The organism is Thermogymnomonas acidicola (assembly GCF_014646795.1).
Lineage (GTDB): Archaea > Thermoplasmatota > Thermoplasmata > Thermoplasmatales > Thermoplasmataceae > Thermogymnomonas > Thermogymnomonas acidicola.
On the sequence record NZ_BMNY01000001.1, the window covers coordinates 206038 to 227917 of the forward strand.

Here is a 21880-nt window from a genome sequence, read left to right on the forward strand (position 1 = left end):
AGGACATGGGTGTATCAAGAATGAGCCTTAACCTTTTTTCCTCATGTCAGTGTCAGTGAACCTGCATATGTCCCTGTATTCACACTCGCCGCAGAAGGCGCAAGGCCTCCCCCTGAATTCACCGGCCGACATCCCGGCGATGCACTTTTCAAGTTCCTTGTCGATCTTCGGGCCCGCATCGAGGTTATGCAGCTTTCCATCCCTGAGGTTGAGTACCTTCACGGACCTCACAATCATCCCCTGGCCCTCAAGCATTTTCCTGTAGACTGCGAGCTGCATGCTGTAACGCTTCATATCGTCCCCATCCCCGGACAGGTTAGACTTGTAGTCTATGACCTCAATGGACTCGCTATCAGGCCTGACCAGCAGGTCGGTCCTGCCCCTGAGGATCGATGTGCCAAGTGAGAGGTGCATCATGCCGTCCTCTGTACTCTGAACGTGCGCCGATTTCAGGTAATCCAGGACACCCATTACCTTTTCCTCCACGTCCTGCCTCACCCTCCGGACGTCTTCCGGCGTTGCATATGGCAGGTGGACCTCCCTCTCCACTATCTTCCTGACCTGTCCCCTCGTCAGCCTGTCCCTGTTGGCCGCTGAGGCTACGGCCTTCAGCACCCTGTGCACGGATTCCCCGAATCCCTTCATCCTGTCAGTGCCCTGCACAAAGCCGCACACGCTGCCCAGATAGTAGTGGTGCGGGCAGACGTAGTAGTCGGAGATCGATGTCGCGTCGAAGATCGAGTACTTCCGTGGGGAGGCCTTCGATCCGTGGACCCTGATCTCACTGGAGTTCTTGCCACCACCGAATATCCTGTTCCTGACAAACATCACGGTGTCCCTTGCTCTTGTGACGGCAACGTAAGCGAGGTTGTAGTGCTCCACGCCCCCACCTGAATACCTCCAGTGGTCGTAGAGATCCTTGCTCAAAACCGGCCTGCTCGGCCTTGAGCGGAGCTTGTCTATGTCCGGCAGGAATACGACGTTCCACTCCAGCCCCTTGGCGCTGTGGATGGTGCTGACAGTCACCGCGTCCCTGACCCTGTTTTCATCTGCGCTTATGCCATAGATCCTTTCCGATTCACTGTCACTGAGGTACCTCAACAGTCCCCTCACGTACGTTTTCCAGTGCCCGTTCCTGCCCCCCAGGCTCACTGACTGCTCGAAATCACCCACCATCTTTGAGAATGATGCCATGGCGAGGAGGAGGCCATGGTCTTCGGCCTTTGTGCTGTCGAGCCCCTTGATCCCTATGGCTGCATACACCATCTTGTAGGCCTGTGAGAATGCATCCAGCGCTGTGCCGGACGTCCTTCTGAACTTCTCCCTGGCCCTGGCAAGGTCAGCGGATATCACTTCAGCAGGCCTGCCGAACCTCTCCGACAGGATTCCGATCTCTTTCTCCGGTGGATCGCCACCTTGCCTAGAGGCGTCCACGAACCACTTGTAGACGGTCCTAATGGCTTCCATCTCGGGCATGGAAAAGATGGCGGAGTTGCCGAATATGACGAACGGTATGTCCCGTCTCCTGAACTCCGTTATCAGGCCGCTGGCATTGCCCTTCACGCTCCTGTACAGGACGGCAAAGTCAGAATACCTGGCCCCACCACCCTTCACGCTTTTCTCTATGGTTTCCGCTATCTCTGCTTCATACCCACTGAAAGTGCTCACTGTGCCCCTCTCTTCCCTCACTGGCCTCAACATCGACTCCCTGGGCGAAGACAGGTACGCTTCATCAATTGAGTTCGCTAGTCTTACTATTTCCGGCACGCTCCTCCTGTTCCTGGTCAGGTAGTATGTGGCAGTGCCCGGGAACGCCCTCTCGAACTCATTGATGAGTGACGGGTCCGAACAGCGCCACCTGTATATTGTCTGCCTGGGGTCGCCAACGACAAAGACGGAACAGCTTTTCCCGATGAGCCGGATGATCTCGAACTGAAGCCTGTTGATGTCCTGGAACTCGTCCACTAGGAGGTGTTCGATCTCTGGCCTGTAACCCTCTTTCAGCTTCGAGTGGTAGATAGAGAGCATGCGCGGGAAGTCTATGAGCCTCTTCTCCTCCATGTATTCCTCGTACTCCTCTATGAGGCCCATCACTTCCGGGTGTACCCTTTTCAGCTCCTTCCTATCAAGCATCTCCTCATAGAAGATGGAGATAACTTTCTTGAAATTCTCAACATCATAGCGCCCTTCAAGGAACCGCATGAGAACAGCGTTCTCAAGTCCCTCGTCCATCGGTGTGTAGCTGTCGTAGCCGAACCTCTTCTTCAGCTCGTTGAAGCAGAACGAGTGAATAGTTCCCACGAACATCTTTCCTATTGAGCCGGCATTGATGCCGCCCCCGCCGGTTCGCTCGTAAACCCTGAAGAGCATCTCAGCCGCTGCCCTCTCAGTGTAGGTGAATGCCACGACCCTCTCCTGCGGCACACCTCTGTCCTTGATAAGGTGTATTATCCTGGACACCAGTGTCTCTGTCTTCCCTGTGCCTGCGCCGGCTATGACCCTGACGTACCTCTCCTCAGCCATTACGGCACGGAGCTGCTCATCGCTGAGTTCTATACCGGCATCCGTGTGCTCCATGAAAATAGAAATTCCGTGGTGCGGATATAAATGTATGCGCGGTGCCGCGTAAGGGTTAAATTGTGCCAGTACCTTACGGATGCGAAGGGCCCGTGGTCTAGTGGTTATGACATCGCTCTCACACAGCGAAGGCCACCGGTTCAAATCCGGTCGGGCCCACTCAAACAATGTAGTTCGGACTAGTTGTAATCTTTTCACAGTGGAGATATTATCATCGCAAGGTGCCTGGATGTCGCACAGAACCAATCAAGATTCCTGGCCACAAATAACGCCTAGAATTTCCTTCATTCTTCTATCAGCCAAATGTTGGTGAACCATCTCGTGCCTCCGTTTCATAAATTTCTCACATGATATCTTACCTATGCCGGAAAGATGCCTTTGCCCAGGATGAGCAAAATGTTTCTAGGCTGCCACAAAGATTTACTGAACCCACACATGGAAGGAAAAAGAGGTTTGTAAAAAATGTGGAAATAGGGCTTTGATATTTCACGCGAAGGCTTCATTCATAAGGGTGGGCAAAACATATGACACTTATCAAGCCCTAAACTATAAATTTCGTGATATTTTCATAATTTTATATAATAATTATACAGAGTAGAATCCATCTCACGAAATTTTTATATATTGACTTTCAGATAAGACCGCCAATGGTAAGTAAAAAGGTCATAGCAGCAGTCGTGGTGGTGGTAGTAGTCATCGTGGCGGCGGTGGCCGTCATTGAACTGTACCATCCACAGAAGATCTACCATCCTACAGTATTCACCGACGTATCGCAGACAGCAGCTCCCAGTGAAGGGCTTGACCCGGCCACAGGATTCTTCACGACAGACGAGCCCCTGTTCACAGCCCTCTATCAGCAGCTTGTTGAGTACAACGTGACTTCCTTCAACGTGGTGCCCGTGATTGCGCAGAGCGTTACGTACAACGTGAGCAACCCGATGGTCTACAACTTCACCCTGAGGCCTTACGTGACATTCAGCAACGGCATGCCTGTAAACGCAACAGATGTGTGGTTCTCCATATACAGGGGAATCCTCATGGCCCAGGCACCATACGCCTCGGACTTTGGAAACATACTGTTCAACGACACGATATTCGCTGACTACAGCATAGAAATACCGTGGGGCATAGGCCACGCGCTCAGGGCTGCGGGATACACGATCAACGGTAAGAACGAGAGCCAGAATGTGACGATTGAGGCAAACGATCTGGCATACATACTGTCGCACTTCAAACTGAACTACACGGACTGGAAGGTCATGACATACCCAGACCAGGCTGTCTACCTGCCTGCCAGCGAGATCAACAGCACGGACCCGCTCAATGTCACCATACAGACCATGTACCCCTACCCCTTCCTGCTGCAGGACATAGCGAGCTCATACGGTGCCATAATCGAGCCACAGTACGTTGACGCCCACGGAGGCGTGAACGTTTCAGGTGAGAACTCGTACATAAACCAGAATGGGGCCCTGGCAACTGGACCGTACGTGATCTCAAGTGTCAGCAGTGGATACTCAACGATAGTCATAGTTAAGAACCCGCACTACTGGGTGGATGGTCACACTGTTAACAACGATACAATTGTCACGGTCAACAGCAAGACGCACATGGAGACCATTTCCACACCTGTGAACGACGTTCCCTATGTTGCCAGTCCGCCGAGCATTCCGGAAATTGTCATAGAGTACGGTCTAAGCCATGCGGACAGGATAGCTGACTTCGACACCAACCTGTCACAGATATCGACCGTGGGGCCCACCGGCTTCAAGCAGATAATTAACGGCTACTTCAACCCATCGGACAGGAACACTAACCTGGTGCAGGTGATACCTGAGGCGGGCGCACTTTACATATCGCTTAACGTCCAGAGGTTCCCGACGAACAACACGAACTTCAGGGCAGCACTATACTATGCCATGAACTACAGTGCTCAGCTGGCACTTTACGACAACAACTACAATGGTAGCCCACTGGCGTACATGGAACTTGGCCCAATATCCCCGAGCTATGGGCTTTACTACGATCCTGTGCACGCGCCTCTCCCACAGCAGAACCTGACACTGGCTATGCAGTATCTTAAGAAGGCACTCTACCAGATGCATGCCTATGTGGTACTCCCGAACGGTACGAAGATAGGTAACACATCTGGCACTGACCTGTCATCGCAGACCTTTGACATAACAGGTATATCGCCCCCGAGCACCCTTGAATCGGACCAGATAACCATTGCAATAGACTCATTCAAGCTGCTCGGCCTCAACTTCCAGGCCAAGTACGACACGGAGGGTACGGTGCTCTCCTGGACAAGCCCAGCATCAACTCCGAGGTTCGTTGACCTTGGGTGGGTCCCGGATTACCCTGACCCCGTTGGTCAGCAGCTCATGGCAATATATGATGTGACGGAGGGTGGGGCCTTTGGAGGCAATGATGCATGGGTCAACAACACGACACTCCAGAACCTCTTCGTGAACATGGACTTCGAACCCGAGTCTGTTCAGCTGAAGCAGATGTACGAGGTATACAACATTACTGACCACCTGTACGCCTACGTATGGATGCCGATGTCAGATAACGTGTTCTTCATACAGCCGTACATACACAACTTCTACTTCAACCAGTTCACCGGTTACTTCTACAACCTGCTGACAAGCCAGTACTCATTCAAAGAGACGGCGTCACCGTCCTCAGCTGTGACGTCTTCGAGTACTGCCTCCGTATTGGCCACAACATCCTTACTGGCTTCCGACGCCCTAAGGATGGTGTCATAAAGATAACCCATCCTTAATTTTTAAGTGGCCCTTTTTTAATCTTTAGGTAAATCTTCTCTTCTTGAGACTAGCCTGTTAGAATCCGTGTTTGAAGTGTTGGAAGTTATCTACCACAGGTAGATAATATAACCATGAAAGAAGGTAGGGCAGGCTAAAGCTACCCCACAGAGGTACATCTGATCGACCGTCTGTACCGTTATTGATGCCTGAACAGTTTCGGGTGCTGGTGGCAACAGATACAATTTTGGATTGTAGCATGCTGGTTTGCCTACATCTTCCAGTGGGAAGTGGCTTAATGTAATCTGCGGCTTGGGAGTGGAGGTACGCAAAACCCCGTGATCCTACTTCAATAGATTGATTGCTTGACTGGAAGCTTGAGGTACCCTTATTATCCACAACGGAATAGAGTGATATGGTGGCGCTTCCTGTAAGCCGTTTTTAAACTCAATAAAATAGTATGCTGAACCCGCCATTCCCTTTCCCTTGAAAGGTCCATGCGGAGCAGCATGACGAAGCCGATTGAGAAGTCCAAAAGATCTCACACAGATTGCCCCTGCTCCGTAGAATCGCCGGCGTGATTCGCCCGGTAAGCAGCATCCAGGGCTTCATAGACATGCCTTCCGTCCCGCAGGTCCTTTATGAGTATGTTCCCCCTCTTCGTTATAACGTATATCGATATCAGGTCGAACTTCCTCTGCAGGATGCCCTGGTTATAGAACAGATCCTGAATATCCGAAATCCTGAACCTCTTGGTGGATAGAAATGACTTCACTTCGACCTGATCTGAATTTATGATCACCCTCACAGTGGTCTTCCACCATATGTAGATGGCAAGCAGGAGGTAGGTAACCCCCAGGAATTCCAGATAAGAGATAAATGTCCTCCTGCTTATGTCAAGAAAGATGGAGAAAATGGCCACAAGGATGGTGCCCTTAATTAGGGTTTTCCACGGCATTCCCCACATAGAGCCAGCACGCAACCTTCACTCCATTTATTTCAGCAATCGGGGGTTCCTTCGAACAGGTCTCCATTGCAAAAGGGCACCTGTTCTTGAACCTGCAGCCCGGAGGTGGGTCAATCAGGCTCGGAACGTCCCCGGTTGGGGACCTTAACTTCTTCGATTCAAAGCTCGGAACGGATGATATAAGGAGCTGAGTGTATGGGTGCTTTGGACTGTTCAGGATCTTCTCCGTGCTACCGTATTCGAACACCTTTCCGGCGTATGTCACAACCATCGTGTCCGATATGTATTTTGCGACGGCTATGTTGTGGGTGATGAACACATAGGTCACAGAGTACTGTTTCTGGAGCTCAACGAAAAGATTGAGCATCTGTGCCTGTACGGATTCATCCAGTGCCGAGGTTGGCTCATCAAGAACGAGGAGTTCAGGATTCTTTACAAGCGCCCTGGCTATTGCCACCCTCTGGATCTGACCACCAGAAAGCTCCCTTGGCTGCTTGTCCTTTACATCGCTGTACCTCAAACCCACCGATTCGAGGACTTCGGCCACGCGGTTTTCATCGAACCTCCCCAGCGGCTCAGATACTATTGCCTTTATCTTCATCCTCGGGTTAACGGAGGTGGCGGGGTTCTGAAAGACCATGGAAACCCTCTTCCTCACCTCCTCCACGTAGCTGCCTCTGACTTCCTTACCTTCAAAGTAGTATGTTCCACCTGTGGGTTTTTCCATTGTTGTGATTATCTTGCCCATCGTTGTCTTCCCGGAACCGGACTCACCCACCACGGAGGTTACGGATCCTCTCACGATTGAGAGGTTCACGTCGTCCAGTGCCCTCACGTAAACTGGCTTTCTCCTGAATATCACATCAAGTAGCTGCCTCTGGTAGGCCATGTAGTACTTCTTCAGACCAACAAATTTTATTATCTCATCCACGGAGCCAACACCTCACACTAGAGCTGCCATAATTAACCAGCCTCGGTTCCTCGGTTTCGCACTTGCCAAAGACATACCTGCACCTCGGGCTGAACTTGCACCCCTTAGGTAGGGAGAAGAACGATGGCGGGCTTCCAGGTATGGAATAAAGTGGGCCAGCATTCTTATCATTGGTGGGTATGCTCATAAGAAGTCCCTCTGTGTAAGGATGCAGTGGTTTTCTTATGAGATCCTCGGCCGGACCGTCCTCCATGATCCTCCCGGCATACATCACCACAATCCTGTCTGCCAGGACATAAGCAAGACTGAGATCATGAGTGATGAAGATTATGGACATCTTCCTTGTCTGGTTCAGTTCCTTCAGCAGGTTCACCACCTGCGCCTGAATTGTCACGTCCAGTGCCGTGGTTGGTTCGTCTGCTATGAGGAGGCGCGGTTTCAGGAGGAGCGCCATGCATATAACAACCCTCTGAACCTGACCACCGGAGAGTTCATGCGGATATCTTTCCAAGATCCTCTCCGGGTCTGGGAGCCTGACGACCTTCATCGTTTCGACTACCTCGTTCTTCATCTGCTCCTCTGTCATGTTTTCGCCGTTACGCTGGTTTCTGATGCTAATCGCCTCCATCAGCTGGAACCCAACCGTTTTGACCGGGTTCAAGCTGTTAAGGGGGTTCTGGAAGATCATGAACATCGTTGTTCCCCTTATGTTTGACATCTCGTCCTCGGACTTCTTCGATATATCTATGCCAGAGACCTCTATCTTCCCATCCATGACGGCCGAGGGGGGCAGGAGCTTTGTTATCGCCTGTCCAAGGGTACTCTTTCCAGAGCCGGACTCGCCAACGATAGCAACAGTTTCGCCCTCCTTCATATTCAGGTAGAAGTCATCTAGGACGGTTATGGTACCAGCATATGACCTGTAACTCACCTTAAGTCCCTGTATTTCCAAGAACATCAGAGCACCCCTTCAGTATTCAATCCTGTTGTTTATCACGTCCTGGAACCTGTCGCCCACCAGAACGAAACCGACCACTATTATCAGTATAGCCAGACCTGGGAAGAGTGAATACCACCAGTCACCTGGCAGGTAGCCCAGACCGTTTGAGGCCATCGAACCCAGCTCGGGTATAGGTGTTGTTATACCGATCCCGAGGAAGGCCAGCGTGGAGTATGTGAGTATCACGTTACCGAAGTCGAGAGCAGCGTACGCTATGACCGGGTCAACACTGTTCAGGAATAGGTACCTGAAGAACAGTGCCCAGGGCTTGACGTTGTAGAGCTTCGCCGACTCCACGTAATCCCTGGCCTTGACCTGCAGTGTCTGTGCCCTGAAGAACCTGGCATATGTGGGCCACCATACAATTGTGAGGCCTATGAGGACTGAGCTGAAGCTGGCCTTCAGTGGTATGGATATGGCTATCACAAGCACCAGGGCTGGGAGGGATAGGAATGTATCAGTTATCCTCATTATTATGGTATCAACCCAGCCCCCCCTGTAACCCGCTGTTATGCCCAGAAGGGCGCCTATAACTATAGCAACCAGGACTATGACCAGTGATACGAAAGCATCCCTGGGCATGGCGTACAGCATTCTCGAGAGTATGCTCTCCCCCAGGGCATTTGTACCGAAGAGCATTGCAAGGGAGCTGTGTGATGGTGGAAGAAGCTCGTCTGCGAAGTCTATCTTGAACGGGTTAGAGGGCAGTAAAGCATACCCAAGCCTCGGATCATGGAAAAAGCCCGAAAGCACTTCCATTATGCCCTGAATGAGGGCCCAGAGCAGGAAGAGTCCGACTATCACCATTCCAAGGATCGCTGACTTGTCCCTGGACATCTGCCTTATATAGTCAAAAAATCTTGACCTGGCCCTGGCTACTCCGCTAACCTGTAAACCTGTCTTTACTTCCGTTGTCATTGTATTCTCACCCTCGGATCTAGTACACCGTAGAGGATGTCCGCAACGAGGTTTGCAACTATCACGGCAACCGCGACTATCACGGTTGTTGAGAGTATCGCTATGTAGTCAAGGCTGTAAATTGAGTTCACAATGAACCAGCCCATCCCGTGATAGTGGAATATGTCCTCAACTACAACTGCTCCTGCCACAGAGTATGCAAATGACAGCGCAAGAAGTGTTACAACAGGTATGGAGGCGTTTCTGAGGGCGATGCTGTAAACAGCCCTCCTGCGGGGTATTCCCTTCATGAGACCCAGCTTGAAGTAATCGGACTCCATTGCATCCAGCATGGAGGCCCTTGTCAGCCTAGTTATCACACCGAAGCTGATCAGCGCTATTGTTATGACAGGCAAAACGGCATGTATCACTAAACTGTGGAGGTAAACCCAGTCACCCGCTATGAGCGCGTTGAGGAACGGGAAGAATGCCCTGTCGGGTGGCGCAGGGAGGCCAGGCGCCACCATACCCACTGCCGGAAGCAGGCCAAGGTCATAGGCGAAGAAGAGCTGGAAGACTATTCCTATGAGAAATGACGGTGAAGCCCATGTGACCAGGTATACCCCCTTTACCACGTGGTCCCCAACCTTCCTCCTCCTGGAGGCGCCGATCGCACCTGTTAATAGGCCCAGGAGCATTGACAGTATTATCGCCGGTATCACCAGCTCAAGAGTCCTGGGCAGGTAGTGACCAATGAGCTGTATTTCAGGCCTGTGGTACACCGGGTCATAGCCGAGGTTTCCGTGAAACAGTCCAGAGATGTAGTTCAGGATCTGCACGTACAGTGGTGCACTCAGATCGTACTCCTTGACGATGGCCTCCAGCTCAGCCTTAGGCGCGTGATAGCCCGCATAGACCTTTGCGAGTGCAAGAGGAGTAGGTGCAATAATGTGAATCAAGAGTTCAAGTATCGTGATGATCAAGAGTAGGCTGATCACGGCGTATATGGCACGCCTGACTATGAATATTATTAGGTTACTATTCACGTTGATAAAAATGGAAATTCCTTATTTTAGACTTTCTCAAACGATACAAACAATTGTAGAGTGTGTTAACAATTGGCTTCCCCTATTGAAATGTACAGGTACCAGCATACTGTTACATAAAATGTATCCAATTATGTACTCATATCTAAATTTTGTTCAGGCTATCTACCCCTCAAGAACTTGTTGTCTTTACATGGTGTTCATTCTCGATATGCCAGCAGGTATCTGTCGGGTCTCCGGATTTGGGTAGGATCCCGGCATGTAAAAGTAGAAGGCGGAAAATATAGGGAATCAGACTACCGTGCCCCTGACAGAGTCCTTGTGAAGTCATTCATATGGTGAGGTGGTCGATAGCGGGCTGATATATGACAGATAAAGTGTTATCAGGTTACAAGACCTCTCTGAGCAAAATGTTCCCGACTGAGGAGGCGGAATCGCGGAGTGCAGGAGTCTATCGGATAATGGACATGAACGGTTGGTACGGTGTTGGAGCTGACCTTATACTTACAGACCCACCTTTCGGCATAGACTTTAATGGGAGGAAGGGGAACTACAACAGAGACGATAGTCTGGTTGTTGACGGTTACAGGGAGTGGAATAAGGAAGAATACGAAGAAAACGTGGCCAGTCTTCTCGAAGTGATTGAGAGGAACCTCTCTCCTGCGGGCCAGGCCCTCCTCTTCTCAGGCTGGAACAACAGCGGTGCAGTCAGCAGGGCCATTGAGAGGCACGGTGGTCTCAGGCTCAACGGAAAGATCTACTGGGTATACAACTTCGCGCCTGCCTGCAGGAAGAGGCCAGCACACAACGTGTACGAGATATTCTGGCTCGTGAAGGGCCACAGGTACACATATAACAGGAGGTGCAGCACCGAGCACTGCCTTTCCGGTGAGGCGAACCTCTCATCCTTCATATTCAAGAGGGACTACAAGAGGGCCATGCCAAAGTACCCGACGAGGCTTCCTTTCGAGCTAGTGAAGGCGCTGATCGAGCATTTCTCCTCCCCCGGAGACCTGGTGTTCGATCCCCTGGCAGGAAGCGGCATGGTGGGCATAGTTGCAGGAGTCACAGGAAGGAGATACCTCCTTGGAGATGTAAACCCGAATGCACTCGCGGTCTACAGGAGCCTTATTGAGTATTACAGAGGGCATTACATGTATAACCCCTGACCCCCGCCACATGGCATTCAGGGACTGGCAGTCCTCAATCAGAAGTGTGTTTCTGGGATGCCTCTTATCCATGTTCAATCAATGAGGCCTGTTCGAAGAACTGCCTGGCGCACTGCGCAGCAGCCAGTACCCTGCAGCGAAAAGCGCTACTGAGATTATCACAGATACAGAGAGGTACAGAGTTCCTGCCATCTCGGCAGAGGCCCTGTGCGTGATGGAGAATATGTCAGTGAAGACAAGGCCCCCGTCTATCCCAGCGTGCAAGATGATGCACAGCAAGAGTGCACCCAGCACTCTTGCCCTGCTGAAGAACGTGGACCACTTCATGAGGGCAGCTGAGCCAGGGTGGAGCGTTGCCTCTACCGCGATGTTCGAGGTGAACACGAACAGGAAGTAAGAGTTCAGGGACAGGAATGACGGTATCGATTGAACCACAAGCAAGAGGACGTCCACGACAGAGAAGCCAAGCCCAAAGTAAACGACTGCCCTTTGACAGATAAACCTGACACCTGCAAGGGTGAGCAACTCCTGGCAGATACCGGCAACCAGGCCAAGGTATAAGGAGATGAGTATTGAGTGGGCTATCTCGAACCCCAGATACCCCGGCGTGCCCAGCAGGTCACGGCTGCCTGAGGAGGCGTTGAACCAGGCCAGTGGTACCAGGTCCAGGACCTCCTGGACGAGAATTGCGCAGACCATGAGGGCTATTCCCAGCACCAGTGCAAGTGGCCTCTCCCTTATGAGTGTCCCGGCGTGTGGCATTAAGGCTACCGCTCCCCAGTGCAGAGGAATGGCGTACTTAAAATATGGCACTCACAGCCGATCAGGGTAGTACGGGGGCATGGGGCCCGTGCTTCGAAGACGTTTTTCCAGGGTCTCCAGCGGGGCCCCCACCTGCGCAACATGGGGAAGCACAACATAATATGGAGATAGACATTATGATCCCGGATATGAGCCAGGTCAAGATAGGCGACATAAAGGCCGCAACTGAAAATGTTGATGTCAGGGTCAAGGTCCTCTCCCTGAACCAGAGGGAGCTCCACAACCAGAGGGGCGACTCGATATACTTCTCTGGAATAGTTGGTGACGATACCGGGACGATATCCTTCACGGCCTGGACCTTTCCCTCCGCAATAAGGCCGGGAGACGTCATAGACATAAACAACGCGTACGTGAAGGAGTTCAACGGGAAGCTGAGGCTCTACGTGGACTCGAGGAGCGAGGTCATACTCCGGCCGAAGGACGAGATAGAGGTGAGGAGGAGCTACAGGGAGTTCAAGGTGAAGGACCTGAACACCAGGGACGCTTACGTGAGCGTGAAGGGCAGGGTGTCGGGCATCAGGGTAACCGAGCAGGAGAGGGACGGCCAGAAGGTCACAATCTACAGCGGCTACCTGGAGGACGAGACCGGCAGGGTAAGGCTCACCTCATTCGATGTGCCTCTGGTTGAGGGGGGCGTTTACCAGTTCGAGGGCGCCCGGGTCTCTGAATACAACGGCATCCTCAGGGTCACCGTGCAGAACAGGACAAGGGTCTCGCAGGTGACTGAGGAGATAAGCATGGGTAAGAGGTACTATTCGATAAGCGAACTGAACGATTCCATAGGCGGGATAACACTCACTGGCTTCGCTGTAACGGTGGGGGAGAAGAGCGGCATCATCTACCGGTGTTCTGTGTGCAACAGGGTGATCGAGGAGGTCAGGTGCCCGGACCACCCCATAGACGTGCCCAAGATGGACATATTCGCCTACTTCACCCTGGACGACGGCACCGGCACGGTGCAGTGCACGTGCGGAAGGCAGGTGCTCATGCCCCTTCTGGGCCTCACAGATGCTGACCTCGACTTCACTAAGAGCAGGCTCGACACCAGGACTATCTCCGGGAGGATAGAGGCTGCGCTCCTGGGCAGGGCCATCTCGGTTGAAGGCGACCTCACCAAGGGGACGAACGGCCTGACACTGAGGGCCAGGAGCATCTCGTATATATCGAAGGATGACCTGAAGGAGATATCGATCATGATACAGGAGGAAATATCATGATGTCCAGGAGGAGGGAGCAGGCCTGGTGGCTCTTCTCCAAGGAGCTCAAGGACACCACGGTCGTTGAGGAGAGGGACGAGGATCAAAGAGGGAGGCCCTACATCGTGACACCGCTTGGCGCCAGGGTGAAGAGGGTTCTGGTCTGCGGCCAGGTCACCCAGAAGAGGGCCGAGGACACCCAGGTCAGGCTCACTGTATCTGACCCGCTGGGCCCGGTGTACGTGAACGTGTTCGCGAGCGACTTCAACGAGAAGGTTATGGCTGAGGCCGCGAAGGTCAACGTCAACGACTACATAGTGGTCATGGGCAGGACCAACGTCTTCAGGAACAGCGAGGGAAACCTCTACGTGAGCGTGAACCCGGAGTTCCTGAGGCCTGCTGACGAGATGACCAGGGCCTTCTGGAACTTCAGGACGGCACACCTATCAATAAGGAGGCTCTACGCCATCAGGGAGGCATTCAAGTTAGAGAATCCATCTGTGCAGGATCTCGTAAGGCTCGGATACACAGAGGAGGAAGCTGAGTGCGCCATAAGGGCACACGGGCACTACAGGGAATACGACTTCCAGAAGTTCAGGGAGATGGTGGACATAGCCTTCACGGTGGCTCAGGTGGACGAGAAGGTGCAGGAGAACAAGGACCTGATCCTGGACTACATAAGGAACAACGACACCGACGGGAACGGCTGCCGCTACGAGGACATAATAATAGCGGCGGCAAACAGGAACATAGACCAGGCGCAGGTCGACGAGATCCTTAACTACCTGGGCTCCGAGGGCGAGATATACGAGGTGTCTGTGAAGAGGTACAAGGCGCTCTAGTCCCTGAATATGTTCTCCCCTAACTCATCCGTCTTCGTTAGTATGTAGTGTGTCACTGGCTCTTTGCCGAAGTCCACTGCGACGTAGCCCTGGTTGAAGAGGCTGGAGAGTGTGCTGCCGATGTACTGGCGCCAGGCAACCGCCTCCGTCCTGTCCCTCTCCTTGAGGGCAGCGAAGTCTGTGGGTATTGCCAGGCCGATGGTGTCCTCTCCCCCGGTGACCGGTTTCCTTGCAGGCCTGCCGTCCTCCATGTTCTCTATGGTGTAACCACGGCTCCGAAATTCTTGCCCCCCGCCTATGTACCATTCTGCCACGAGCCTGTCTGTCTTCATTCCCCTGTTTATCCTGTCCTCCATGGTTCCGTAGAAGTTGGGCAGGTATGTCCTTGCAATGGCCCCGAGCTTGTGGAGGTTGAAGTACGCGTTCAGGGACATCGCAGGGTCGAAAGTCCATGCGATGAGGCTGTAGCCCATCTCCCTGGCGATCCTGGCCTGTTCCATCTTCAGGGCGTAGCCTATGCCGGAGTACTTCCTCTCATCCACCACACCTGTCATGTGGGAGTAGAGGTACACCCTCCCCTTCCTGTACCCCGGGAAGCTGAAGTGCATGCCCACCATCCTGTCTCCGTCGTAAGCGCCGAGCACTATGCCGCCGTGGAAACGCATGGCCGCCACCACGTCCTTGACCAGGCTGGACATGTCCTCCATGCCCCATGCTGACCTTATCACAGGCACGATCTTCCATATCTCATCAGGATCGGTGATCCTCTTAACGGTCTCCCGCATAAAGTGAGGGGTTATCACCAGGAGCATTATCTAACCTCCGCACCGCATATGCGAAAGGTTATGCACACCCAATCGTTTTTCATACGTGAGGCTCGAGTTCTACAAGGTCAGGCTCCCCTTCAAGTCCCCGTTCACAACCAGCTTCGGCACTGAGGATGAGAGGGTCGGCTACGTGTTCACACTGGAAAATGAAGGCATCAGGGCCTTCTCGGAGTGCGTCACCAGTGAGGCCCCCCTCTACAGTTACGAGGACAACGATACCGCAATGCACGTGATAAGGAAGTTCCTGGCCCCCATGATTTCTGGCCTCCCTACACCGGATGAGTTCACCGCAAGGGCACAGGCCATAAAGGGCCACAACATGGCGAAGGCTGCGCTCGAGATGCTCCTGTGGGACTACCACGCAAAGGCTGAGGGCAGGCCCATGCACCAGTACATAGGGGAGAGCAAGGGCTACGCAGACGTGGGCATATCAATAGGCATCGACAGGCCTGAGAACCTCCTGAAGGCCGTGGAGGCGGCGGTGCAGAGGGGCTACAGGAGGGTCAAGCTGAAGATAAAGAGGGGCATGGAGCACCAGATCCTCGGGCCAGTGCGCGACCGCTTCCCGGACATAGTGCTGAGCGCTGACGCCAACAACGACTACACACTCAAGGACCTGGATGTACTGAGATCGCTTGACAGGTACAATCTCGTGTACATTGAGCAGCCCCTCGACCATGAGGACATAATCGACCATGCGAAGCTGCGGAAGGAGATCTCCACACCCATCTGCCTTGACGAGTCCATTACCTCCCCTGACAAGGCCAGGAAGGCCTTTGAGGTCGGGGCTGCCGATGTCATAAACATAAAGCCCGGGAGGCTTGGCGGCTTCGGGCCCTCGCTTGAGGTGGTCAGGATAGTGAGGGAGAACAGGGCGCACTGCTGGGTCGGTGGCATGCTGGAGACCGGAATTGGCAGGGCCTTCAACGTCGCGTTCGCATCGCTCAGGGACGTTGATTACCCCGGAGATACATCGCCCAACGACAAGTACTTCGAGAGGGACATTGTCCTGAACCCCTTCAGCATGGAGGACGGAAGGATCAGGCCCAACGCAGGACCGGGGATAGGCGTAACTGTGGATATGCAGTACCTGAGGAGGATGAGCGTGGACTACGGCTACATAACGGTGGGGTGACATGGAGGGCGTCAGGGAGTGGATGGCCGGGAAGAGGGAGGAGATGCTCTCCCTCCTGTCCACAATGGTCAGCATGGAGACGCCTTCCACAGACAAGGACCTCCTGGACGGGTTTGCGGAGTGGCTTGCAGATACTGTGGAGAGGCTGACAGGCATAAGCGCCAGGATCATAAGGCTGGGGAACTCTGGAAACGCAGTTTTATGCGGGGATGGGAAAGACCTTTTGCTGAACCACTACGACACCGTATGGCCGAAGGGCACCATCGGGAAAAGGCCGTTCAGGACGGACGGTAGGTTCGCTTACGGGCCGGGGGTCTTCGATATGAAGGCCGGCATGGTACAGTGCCTGTACGCCATGCAGTTCGCGGCGGAGCACGGTGGTAGCTTCGTATCCCTCTTCACCGGCGATGAGGAGGTAGGTAGCACGGAATCGAGGCCGATCATAGAGGATCTTGCTTCCAGGAGCAGCAGGGTCTTCGTGATGGAGCCGAGCCAGGACGGAAAGATAAAGACATCCAGGAAAGGAGTCGGAGACTACACTGTTACATTCAGGGGCAGGGCCGCTCACGCAGGCCTCGAGCCTGAGAAGGGCGTGAACGCCATAGATGAGATGGCCAGGGCAGTTCTCTTCCTCCATAGCCTCTCGGACACTGCCAGGGGCACCACGGTGAGCGTCAACGTGGCCAGTGGGGGCACCAGGAGCAACGTGATCGCTGACTGGGCCCAGGTGCAGGTCGATGTGAGGGTATGGACACTAAGCGAGGCAGAGAGGGTCGACGGGCAGATCAGGTCCATGCGACCGCACAACCCGGGAGCCACCATTGAGGTGTCGGGCGGCATAAACAGGCCGCCCATGGAGAGGACAAGGGCCACCGTGGAGCTCTTCGAGGAGGCCAGGAGGGCTGCCAGGACCCTTGGCATTGACCTTCAGGAGTGTGCGGTCGGGGGTGGCAGTGACGGCAACTTCTGCTCCGCGATGGGGAAGCCCGTGCTGGACGGCATGGGTGCCGTGGGCTCAGGCGCCCACGCGGAGAGCGAGGTGGTGAGCGTGGACGAAATGCCACTCAGGGCTGCCCTCCTGGCAGCGCTGATCTCACCACCTTAGCTTCGGCTCCCTGGCTGCCCTCACCTCGTCTATCCTGCCCACCGCGGTGTTCAGTGGCATCCTCTTCAGTCCCTCCGGATCCTCCCTGGCGGCCTCCAGCATTATGTCAGCGTACCTGTCAAGGTCGGCCTTGCTCACAGTCTCGGTGGGCTCTATCATGAGGGCCTCGTGCACTATGAGCGGGAAGTACACAGTTGGCGGGTGCATGCCATTGTCCAGGATGTACTTGGCGATGTCCTGGGCACGCCTTCCAGTGCTGTCGCTGGACACCACGACCTCATGCTTCTTCAGAGGCTTGTACGGTATCCTGTAAGCCCCGGAGAGCCTCTTCGCGAGGTAGTTGGTGTTGAGCACTGCCCTCTCGGTGTTCCTTGTGAGCCCGTTGCCACCGTGGTAGAGTATGTACGCCCAGGCCCTCAGGTGCATGAGGAATGAGCCGTAGTAGGACGATACCGCCCCGATGGTGTGCCTGAGGTCGTAGTTCAGGTGGTAGGCCTTTCCATCGTACTCGACAACGGGCACAGGCAGGTAGTCCCTGAGCTCGCCCCTGACGCCCACAGGCCCTGAGCCCGGCCCGCCACCCCCGTGGGGCGTGGCGAATGTCTTGTGGAGGTTGAAGTGCACTATGTCGAAGCCCATGAGGCCAGGAGAGGTTTTGCCCAGGATGGCGTTGAAGTTCGCGCCGTCGTAGTAGAGGAGGGCACCGGCGGAGTGGACCAGATCCGCTATCTCCAGTATGCGGTCCTCGAATATGCCCAGCGTGTTCGGGTTCGTTATCATGAAGAGGGCGGTCCTGTCTGACAGCGCGGCCCTCAGGGCACCCATGTCCACCATGCCATCCGGGGAAGAGGGTATCTCAACCACATCGAACCCGGCCATGGCAGCAGAGGCGGGGTTCGTGCCGTGCGCCGAATCCGGTATGATGACCTCCCTGCGCCTCTCCAGCTCACCGTGCACCTCATGGTACTTCCTGGCGATCAGTATCCCGGTGTACTCTCCATGTGCCCCTGCCAGCGGCTGCAGCGATACCGCGTCCATGTCGGAGATCTTCTTCAGGAACTCCTGCAGCTCGTACATAACCCTGAGGTTGCCCTGCACACTCTCCTCAGGGGCCAGGGGGTGCACAGTGCTGAACTCCGGCATGGAGGATATCCGGTCAGCAAACTTGGGGTTCAGCTTCATTGTGCAGGAGCCGAGAGGGTACATGCCTATGTCAACGGCATAGTTCATCTGCGAGAGGCGTGTGTAGTGCCTGACAACATCGTATTCCGCCACAGACGGAATGTCAAGGGACTTCCTCCTCAGGGATTCCGGTATGGCAGCACCGGACTCAACATGGTGGTAGTCGTTTCCAGACGATATCTCAGAAAGCAGCGGTTCATCGTACCTCGCCTGCCTGTACTGCACCTACTCCACCCCCAGCGCCTGTGCCAGTGCAGCTATGGCCTGATCCGTTGTCTTCTCCGTGACCGAGAAGAAGTATGTGTCCGGGAACTCCGCTGCAAGTGGCTGTATGACCGAGGGGAGCGGTATCCCACCGGCGATACCGGCACTCTCGAGCCTTCTCCTGAGCTCCTCGCGGCTGTATGGCACCTTGACTGGCACGTCAGAGAAGTATGTTCCCCTGAACGGCCCGGCAGAGATGCCGTGCAGGGAGGAGAGGCTTGAGATCAGGCGGGATGACATCTCCACCGTCCTGGAGGCAACGGCCCTGAGGCCCTCGGGCCCAAGCGTTGCAAGGTAAACGCTGGCCGCAAGTGCCATCAGTGCCTGGTTCGTGCATATGTTGCTCATGGCCCTCTGGCGCCTTATGTGCTGCTCGCGGGTCTGCAGAGTCATGACGAAAGCGCGCCGCCCGCTGCTGTCCACGCTCTCGCCTATTATCCTCCCCGGGGACTTCCTCACGTACTCCTCCCTGAAGGACATGATGCCAAGGAACGGGCCGCCGAAGTTGGGCCTCATGCCCAGCTGCTGACCTTCGGCCACCGCTATGTCCGCCCCGTACTCCCCGGGAGGCACAACAATGCCCAGGGACACAGGATCGACGTAGGCTATCAGCACGGCGTCCCCTATCACCTCCCTCACGTGCCTCACCTCAGGGTCCAGGATTCCGAAGGAGTTGGGGTTCTCCACCACCACCGCACAGGTATCGCTACCCACCTTACCCTTCAGGTCCTCGATGTCCAGGGATCCTGTGGAGCGGTCGACCCTGTAGAAGGCCTCCTTCATACCGAGGCCGATGGTGTAGTTCCTTATCACGCCCAGCTTCCTCGTGTATATGTTCTCAGGGAGCAGCACCTGGTGCCTTCCGTTGATCCTGAATGCCATCCTCACCGCCTCACCCAGGGCCGTGAAGCCGTCATACATGGAGGAGTTCGTGACGTCCATGGCCATGAGCTGGCTCATCAGGCTCTGGTACTCGAAAAGGGCCTGAAGCGTGCCCTGTGACACCTCTGGCTGGTACGGGGTGTAAGAGGTGAGGAACTCGCCCCTGGAGATGACGGTGTCCACAACGGCCGGGACGAAGCGGTCATAGACGCCGCAGCCCAGGAAGCTGTAACGGTATTTCCTGTTCATGGACGCCACGGACTCGGCCAGCGCTGTCAGTTCGAGCTCGCTGATCCCGTCAGGTAAATCGATGCCGCTTTTCCTGACCTTCTGGGGAATGTCGGAGAAGAGATCGTCAACGCTACCTATGCCCAGGTAGCTGAGCATTTCAACCTCATCGCTGTGGTTCATGGGAGACCAAGCTCGGTAACCCGAGCCAGTTATTTTACGTTCCCATCCGGCCACATTTTAATAGAGCATGCAGATAACGGGGAGGATGGATCCCAAAGGGCAGGCCAACTGGGCCGTTGCTTACCCGACCATCGGGATAATACTCCTGGGCGGCATCTCCGACCCGATGAGGAGGCGCCCGCTGCACCTCTCAGCCGGCATAGCATACACATCGGATGACGGCAGGACAATGGTCAGGACGAGGCTTTTCTACGCCTCACCCAGGCGCGGCACGGTCAACGGTGCCGAAATAGACGCGTCATCCCCCCGTTCACCGTTCAGGCTCATAGACAGGTATGCCAAGTACATAGATGGTGCGGAAAGGGTATCGTTCGAATCGGAAAACGTGAACGTGATCAGCGGCAGCTCAGACGGTGCCGCTGCGGCATTCGGCCTCTGCCTATCTTCAGCATCAGGCGGAAGTCTCTCCCTCGCTGAAATGGAGGACGACCTCAGGATGATATCTGAGAGCGTGGGCAGGAGCCTGTTTGGCGGCCTCACCATAACAGATCCGGACAAAGGCCTGCGGACGGAGAGGCTCCTGGACGCCCGGGACTTCTCACAGTACAGGATAATTGCCTGCAGGTTCAGCGAGAAGAGGAACCCTTCGGACGCCATTCACAGCAGCGTTGTGCGGAACAGCGGCTATCAGAAGAGGGTCGAGAGCACCAGGGAAAAGGGCAGAACGCTGAGGGAACTGGCCGCCTCAAGGGACATAGAGGGGATCTTCGAGCTCGCGATGGGCGACACAGATGAGTACCACAGGCTAGTCGAAGCGTCTGGCGTACACGTCATCACGGACGGCATGAGGGCCCTGATGTCCAGGGTAAGGGAGCTGAGGAGAGAGGTGTGGTGCACTTACATAGTTACGGGCGGTACGAATGTCTTCGTGCCCGCCAGGAAGGGGGATGTGCCCGAACTCGTGTCTGCGCTTGAGCCCATGTGCAGCGGCGTGGAGGTCCTCAGGGTGGCTGGCCCGCCGCACTTCAGTGGCCCTTCCTGACCCTCCTGGCCACACCCCTGTAGGGGAAGACCAGAGCCACCACTATGGCGGCAAGGGATATCCCCAGGTCCCTGTAAGAGCCCTTTGGCACCTCGTTGTAGTATGGCCAGTCCCCCTGTAGCCTCATCAGGTTGAGCTTGATGAGCCCAAACCACGGTATCTGGCCAAACGCTATGCCCACAACATCGGATGCCTTCACCGGCGGGAAGCCGAAGCCGGCCGGCGGGGGCGACTGGTCCGCTGCGTCGTATGCGTCCAGGGTTGCATTGTAGACCGGAGATACCGCAAAGTTGTGGTCACCCATGGTTATGAAGCCCGTCTCGTTCCTGACCGGTGCCAGGGGGAAGTAGAAGTTCCTGTGGGAGTAACCAACATCCTTTATGAGGACGTAATTATCGGTAACCACAAGCCAGCTCTGTCCGTGGTAGCCAACCACGTATGGAGTGCCATTGTGCCATTCGAGCAGGAACATGGCCCTGTGGATTATGACCTCGCCGCTGGGTGCCCTGTAGAGTATGACATCGCCGTACTCACCGTAGGTCCTTATGCCCTCCTCCCTGCCCACCACATACGTGACGACGGATGAATACGGATCCGGGGTCCTCTTCACAAAGACCATGTCGCCAGTGTTTATGACGCCGGGCATCCAGTAGCTGCCGTGCTGCATGCTCCCCGATTCGACAACGGAGACAGGTGGCCAGATGCCGCAGTATGCCGTTGTGCCGCCTATGACTGCAACTATCACAACTACAGCGATGAACGCTGATGACCTGTACCACCGGGACATGGCCATGCGGCATGTGAACCGGTTCTGATA

Annotated in this window: 18 protein-coding genes and 1 tRNA gene; 8 read left to right on the forward strand and 11 right to left on the reverse strand. The window is 54.8% G+C overall.

From position 1 onward, the window contains the following. Positions 1–27: 27 nt before the first annotated feature. Positions 28–2577, reverse strand: coding sequence for an ATP-dependent helicase (locus IEW66_RS01120; RefSeq protein WP_188679600.1), 2550 nt, complete (start codon positions 2575–2577; stop codon positions 28–30). A gap of 86 nt (positions 2578–2663) precedes the next feature. Here IEW66_RS01120 and IEW66_RS01125 point away from each other — a divergent pair. Further along, positions 2664–2736: transfer RNA gene (locus IEW66_RS01125), tRNA-Val, on the forward strand. A 488-nt stretch (positions 2737–3224) separates the two neighbouring features. Continuing rightward, positions 3225–5348, forward strand: coding sequence for an ABC transporter substrate-binding protein (locus IEW66_RS01130; protein ID WP_188679602.1), 2124 nt, complete (start codon positions 3225–3227; stop codon positions 5346–5348). A gap of 538 nt (positions 5349–5886) precedes the next feature. Here the strand turns inward: IEW66_RS01130 and IEW66_RS01135 are convergent. The 5 genes from IEW66_RS01135 to IEW66_RS01155 all read right to left on the reverse strand — a co-directional run bounded on the left by IEW66_RS01135 (position 5887) and on the right by IEW66_RS01155 (position 10186). Next, positions 5887–6303 (reverse strand): PH domain-containing protein, encoded by a 417-nt coding sequence (locus IEW66_RS01135; RefSeq protein WP_188679604.1) that lies wholly within the window; start codon positions 6301–6303, stop codon positions 5887–5889. Further along, positions 6281–7201, reverse strand: coding sequence for an ABC transporter ATP-binding protein (locus tag IEW66_RS01140; protein WP_188681128.1), 921 nt, complete (start codon positions 7199–7201; stop codon positions 6281–6283). Before IEW66_RS01140 ends, IEW66_RS01135 begins: the two co-directional genes overlap by 23 nt. Before the next feature lie 34 nt (positions 7202–7235). Continuing rightward, the gene (locus tag IEW66_RS01145; RefSeq protein ID WP_188681130.1) at positions 7236–8204 is read right to left on the reverse strand and encodes an ABC transporter ATP-binding protein; all 969 of its coding nucleotides are present in this window, start codon (positions 8202–8204) and stop codon (positions 7236–7238) included. A gap of 9 nt (positions 8205–8213) precedes the next feature. After that, positions 8214–9080, reverse strand: coding sequence for an ABC transporter permease (locus tag IEW66_RS01150; RefSeq protein ID WP_373286578.1), 867 nt, complete (start codon positions 9078–9080; stop codon positions 8214–8216). Between the two features lie 77 nt (positions 9081–9157). Further along, positions 9158–10186 (reverse strand): ABC transporter permease, encoded by a 1029-nt coding sequence (locus tag IEW66_RS01155; RefSeq protein ID WP_188679608.1) that lies wholly within the window; start codon positions 10184–10186, stop codon positions 9158–9160. A 410-nt stretch (positions 10187–10596) separates the two neighbouring features. Here IEW66_RS01155 and IEW66_RS01160 point away from each other — a divergent pair, with 410 nt between their 5' ends. Beyond that, on the forward strand, positions 10597–11355 hold the full coding sequence (locus tag IEW66_RS01160; RefSeq protein WP_188679610.1) for a DNA-methyltransferase: 759 nt from the start codon (positions 10597–10599) through the stop codon (positions 11353–11355). Between the two features lie 78 nt (positions 11356–11433). Here the strand turns inward: IEW66_RS01160 and IEW66_RS01165 are convergent, their stop codons facing one another. After that, positions 11434–12117 (reverse strand): hypothetical protein, encoded by a 684-nt coding sequence (locus tag IEW66_RS01165; RefSeq protein WP_188679611.1) that lies wholly within the window; start codon positions 12115–12117, stop codon positions 11434–11436. Between the two features lie 161 nt (positions 12118–12278). On the opposite strand from IEW66_RS01165, the gene IEW66_RS01170 reads away from it, so the two are divergent. Then, a complete protein-coding gene (locus IEW66_RS01170) occupies positions 12279–13394 on the forward strand; it encodes a hypothetical protein (RefSeq protein ID WP_229657409.1) in 1116 nt (371 codons plus the stop codon). Continuing rightward, entirely contained in the window at positions 13391–14215 is an 825-nt protein-coding gene (locus IEW66_RS01175; RefSeq protein WP_188679613.1) for a hypothetical protein, read from the forward strand. Before IEW66_RS01170 ends, IEW66_RS01175 begins: the two co-directional genes overlap by 4 nt. Here the strand turns inward: IEW66_RS01175 and IEW66_RS01180 are convergent. Continuing rightward, positions 14212–15000, reverse strand: a complete 789-nt coding sequence (locus IEW66_RS01180; RefSeq protein WP_188679614.1) for a hypothetical protein — start codon at positions 14998–15000, stop codon at positions 14212–14214. The two genes, IEW66_RS01175 and IEW66_RS01180, sit on opposite strands and share 4 nt — an antisense overlap. A gap of 85 nt (positions 15001–15085) precedes the next feature. On the opposite strand from IEW66_RS01180, the gene menC reads away from it, so the two are divergent. Next, positions 15086–16177, forward strand: coding sequence for an o-succinylbenzoate synthase (gene menC, locus IEW66_RS01185; protein ID WP_188679615.1), 1092 nt, complete (start codon positions 15086–15088; stop codon positions 16175–16177). 1 nt (position 16178) lies between these two features. After that, complete coding sequence (locus IEW66_RS01190; RefSeq protein ID WP_188679617.1) at positions 16179–17282, forward strand: M20 family metallopeptidase; 1104 nt, start codon at positions 16179–16181, stop codon at positions 17280–17282. On the opposite strand, the gene gcvPB is transcribed toward IEW66_RS01190, so the two are convergent. Beyond that, positions 17271–18689, reverse strand: a complete 1419-nt coding sequence (gcvPB, locus tag IEW66_RS01195; protein ID WP_188679619.1) for an aminomethyl-transferring glycine dehydrogenase subunit GcvPB — start codon at positions 18687–18689, stop codon at positions 17271–17273. The genes IEW66_RS01190 and gcvPB overlap by 12 nt on opposite strands. Further along, entirely contained in the window at positions 18690–20021 is a 1332-nt protein-coding gene (gene gcvPA, locus IEW66_RS01200) for an aminomethyl-transferring glycine dehydrogenase subunit GcvPA (protein ID WP_188679621.1), read from the reverse strand. It abuts the gene before it with no gap. An 85-nt stretch (positions 20022–20106) separates the two neighbouring features. On the opposite strand from gcvPA, the gene IEW66_RS01205 reads away from it, so the two are divergent. Further along, complete coding sequence (locus IEW66_RS01205; RefSeq protein WP_188679623.1) at positions 20107–21063, forward strand: mevalonate-3-kinase; 957 nt, start codon at positions 20107–20109, stop codon at positions 21061–21063. On the opposite strand, the gene IEW66_RS01210 is transcribed toward IEW66_RS01205, so the two are convergent. Continuing rightward, complete coding sequence (locus tag IEW66_RS01210; RefSeq protein ID WP_188679625.1) at positions 21047–21856, reverse strand: S26 family signal peptidase; 810 nt, start codon at positions 21854–21856, stop codon at positions 21047–21049. The two genes, IEW66_RS01205 and IEW66_RS01210, sit on opposite strands and share 17 nt — an antisense overlap. Positions 21857–21880 lie beyond the last annotated feature (24 nt).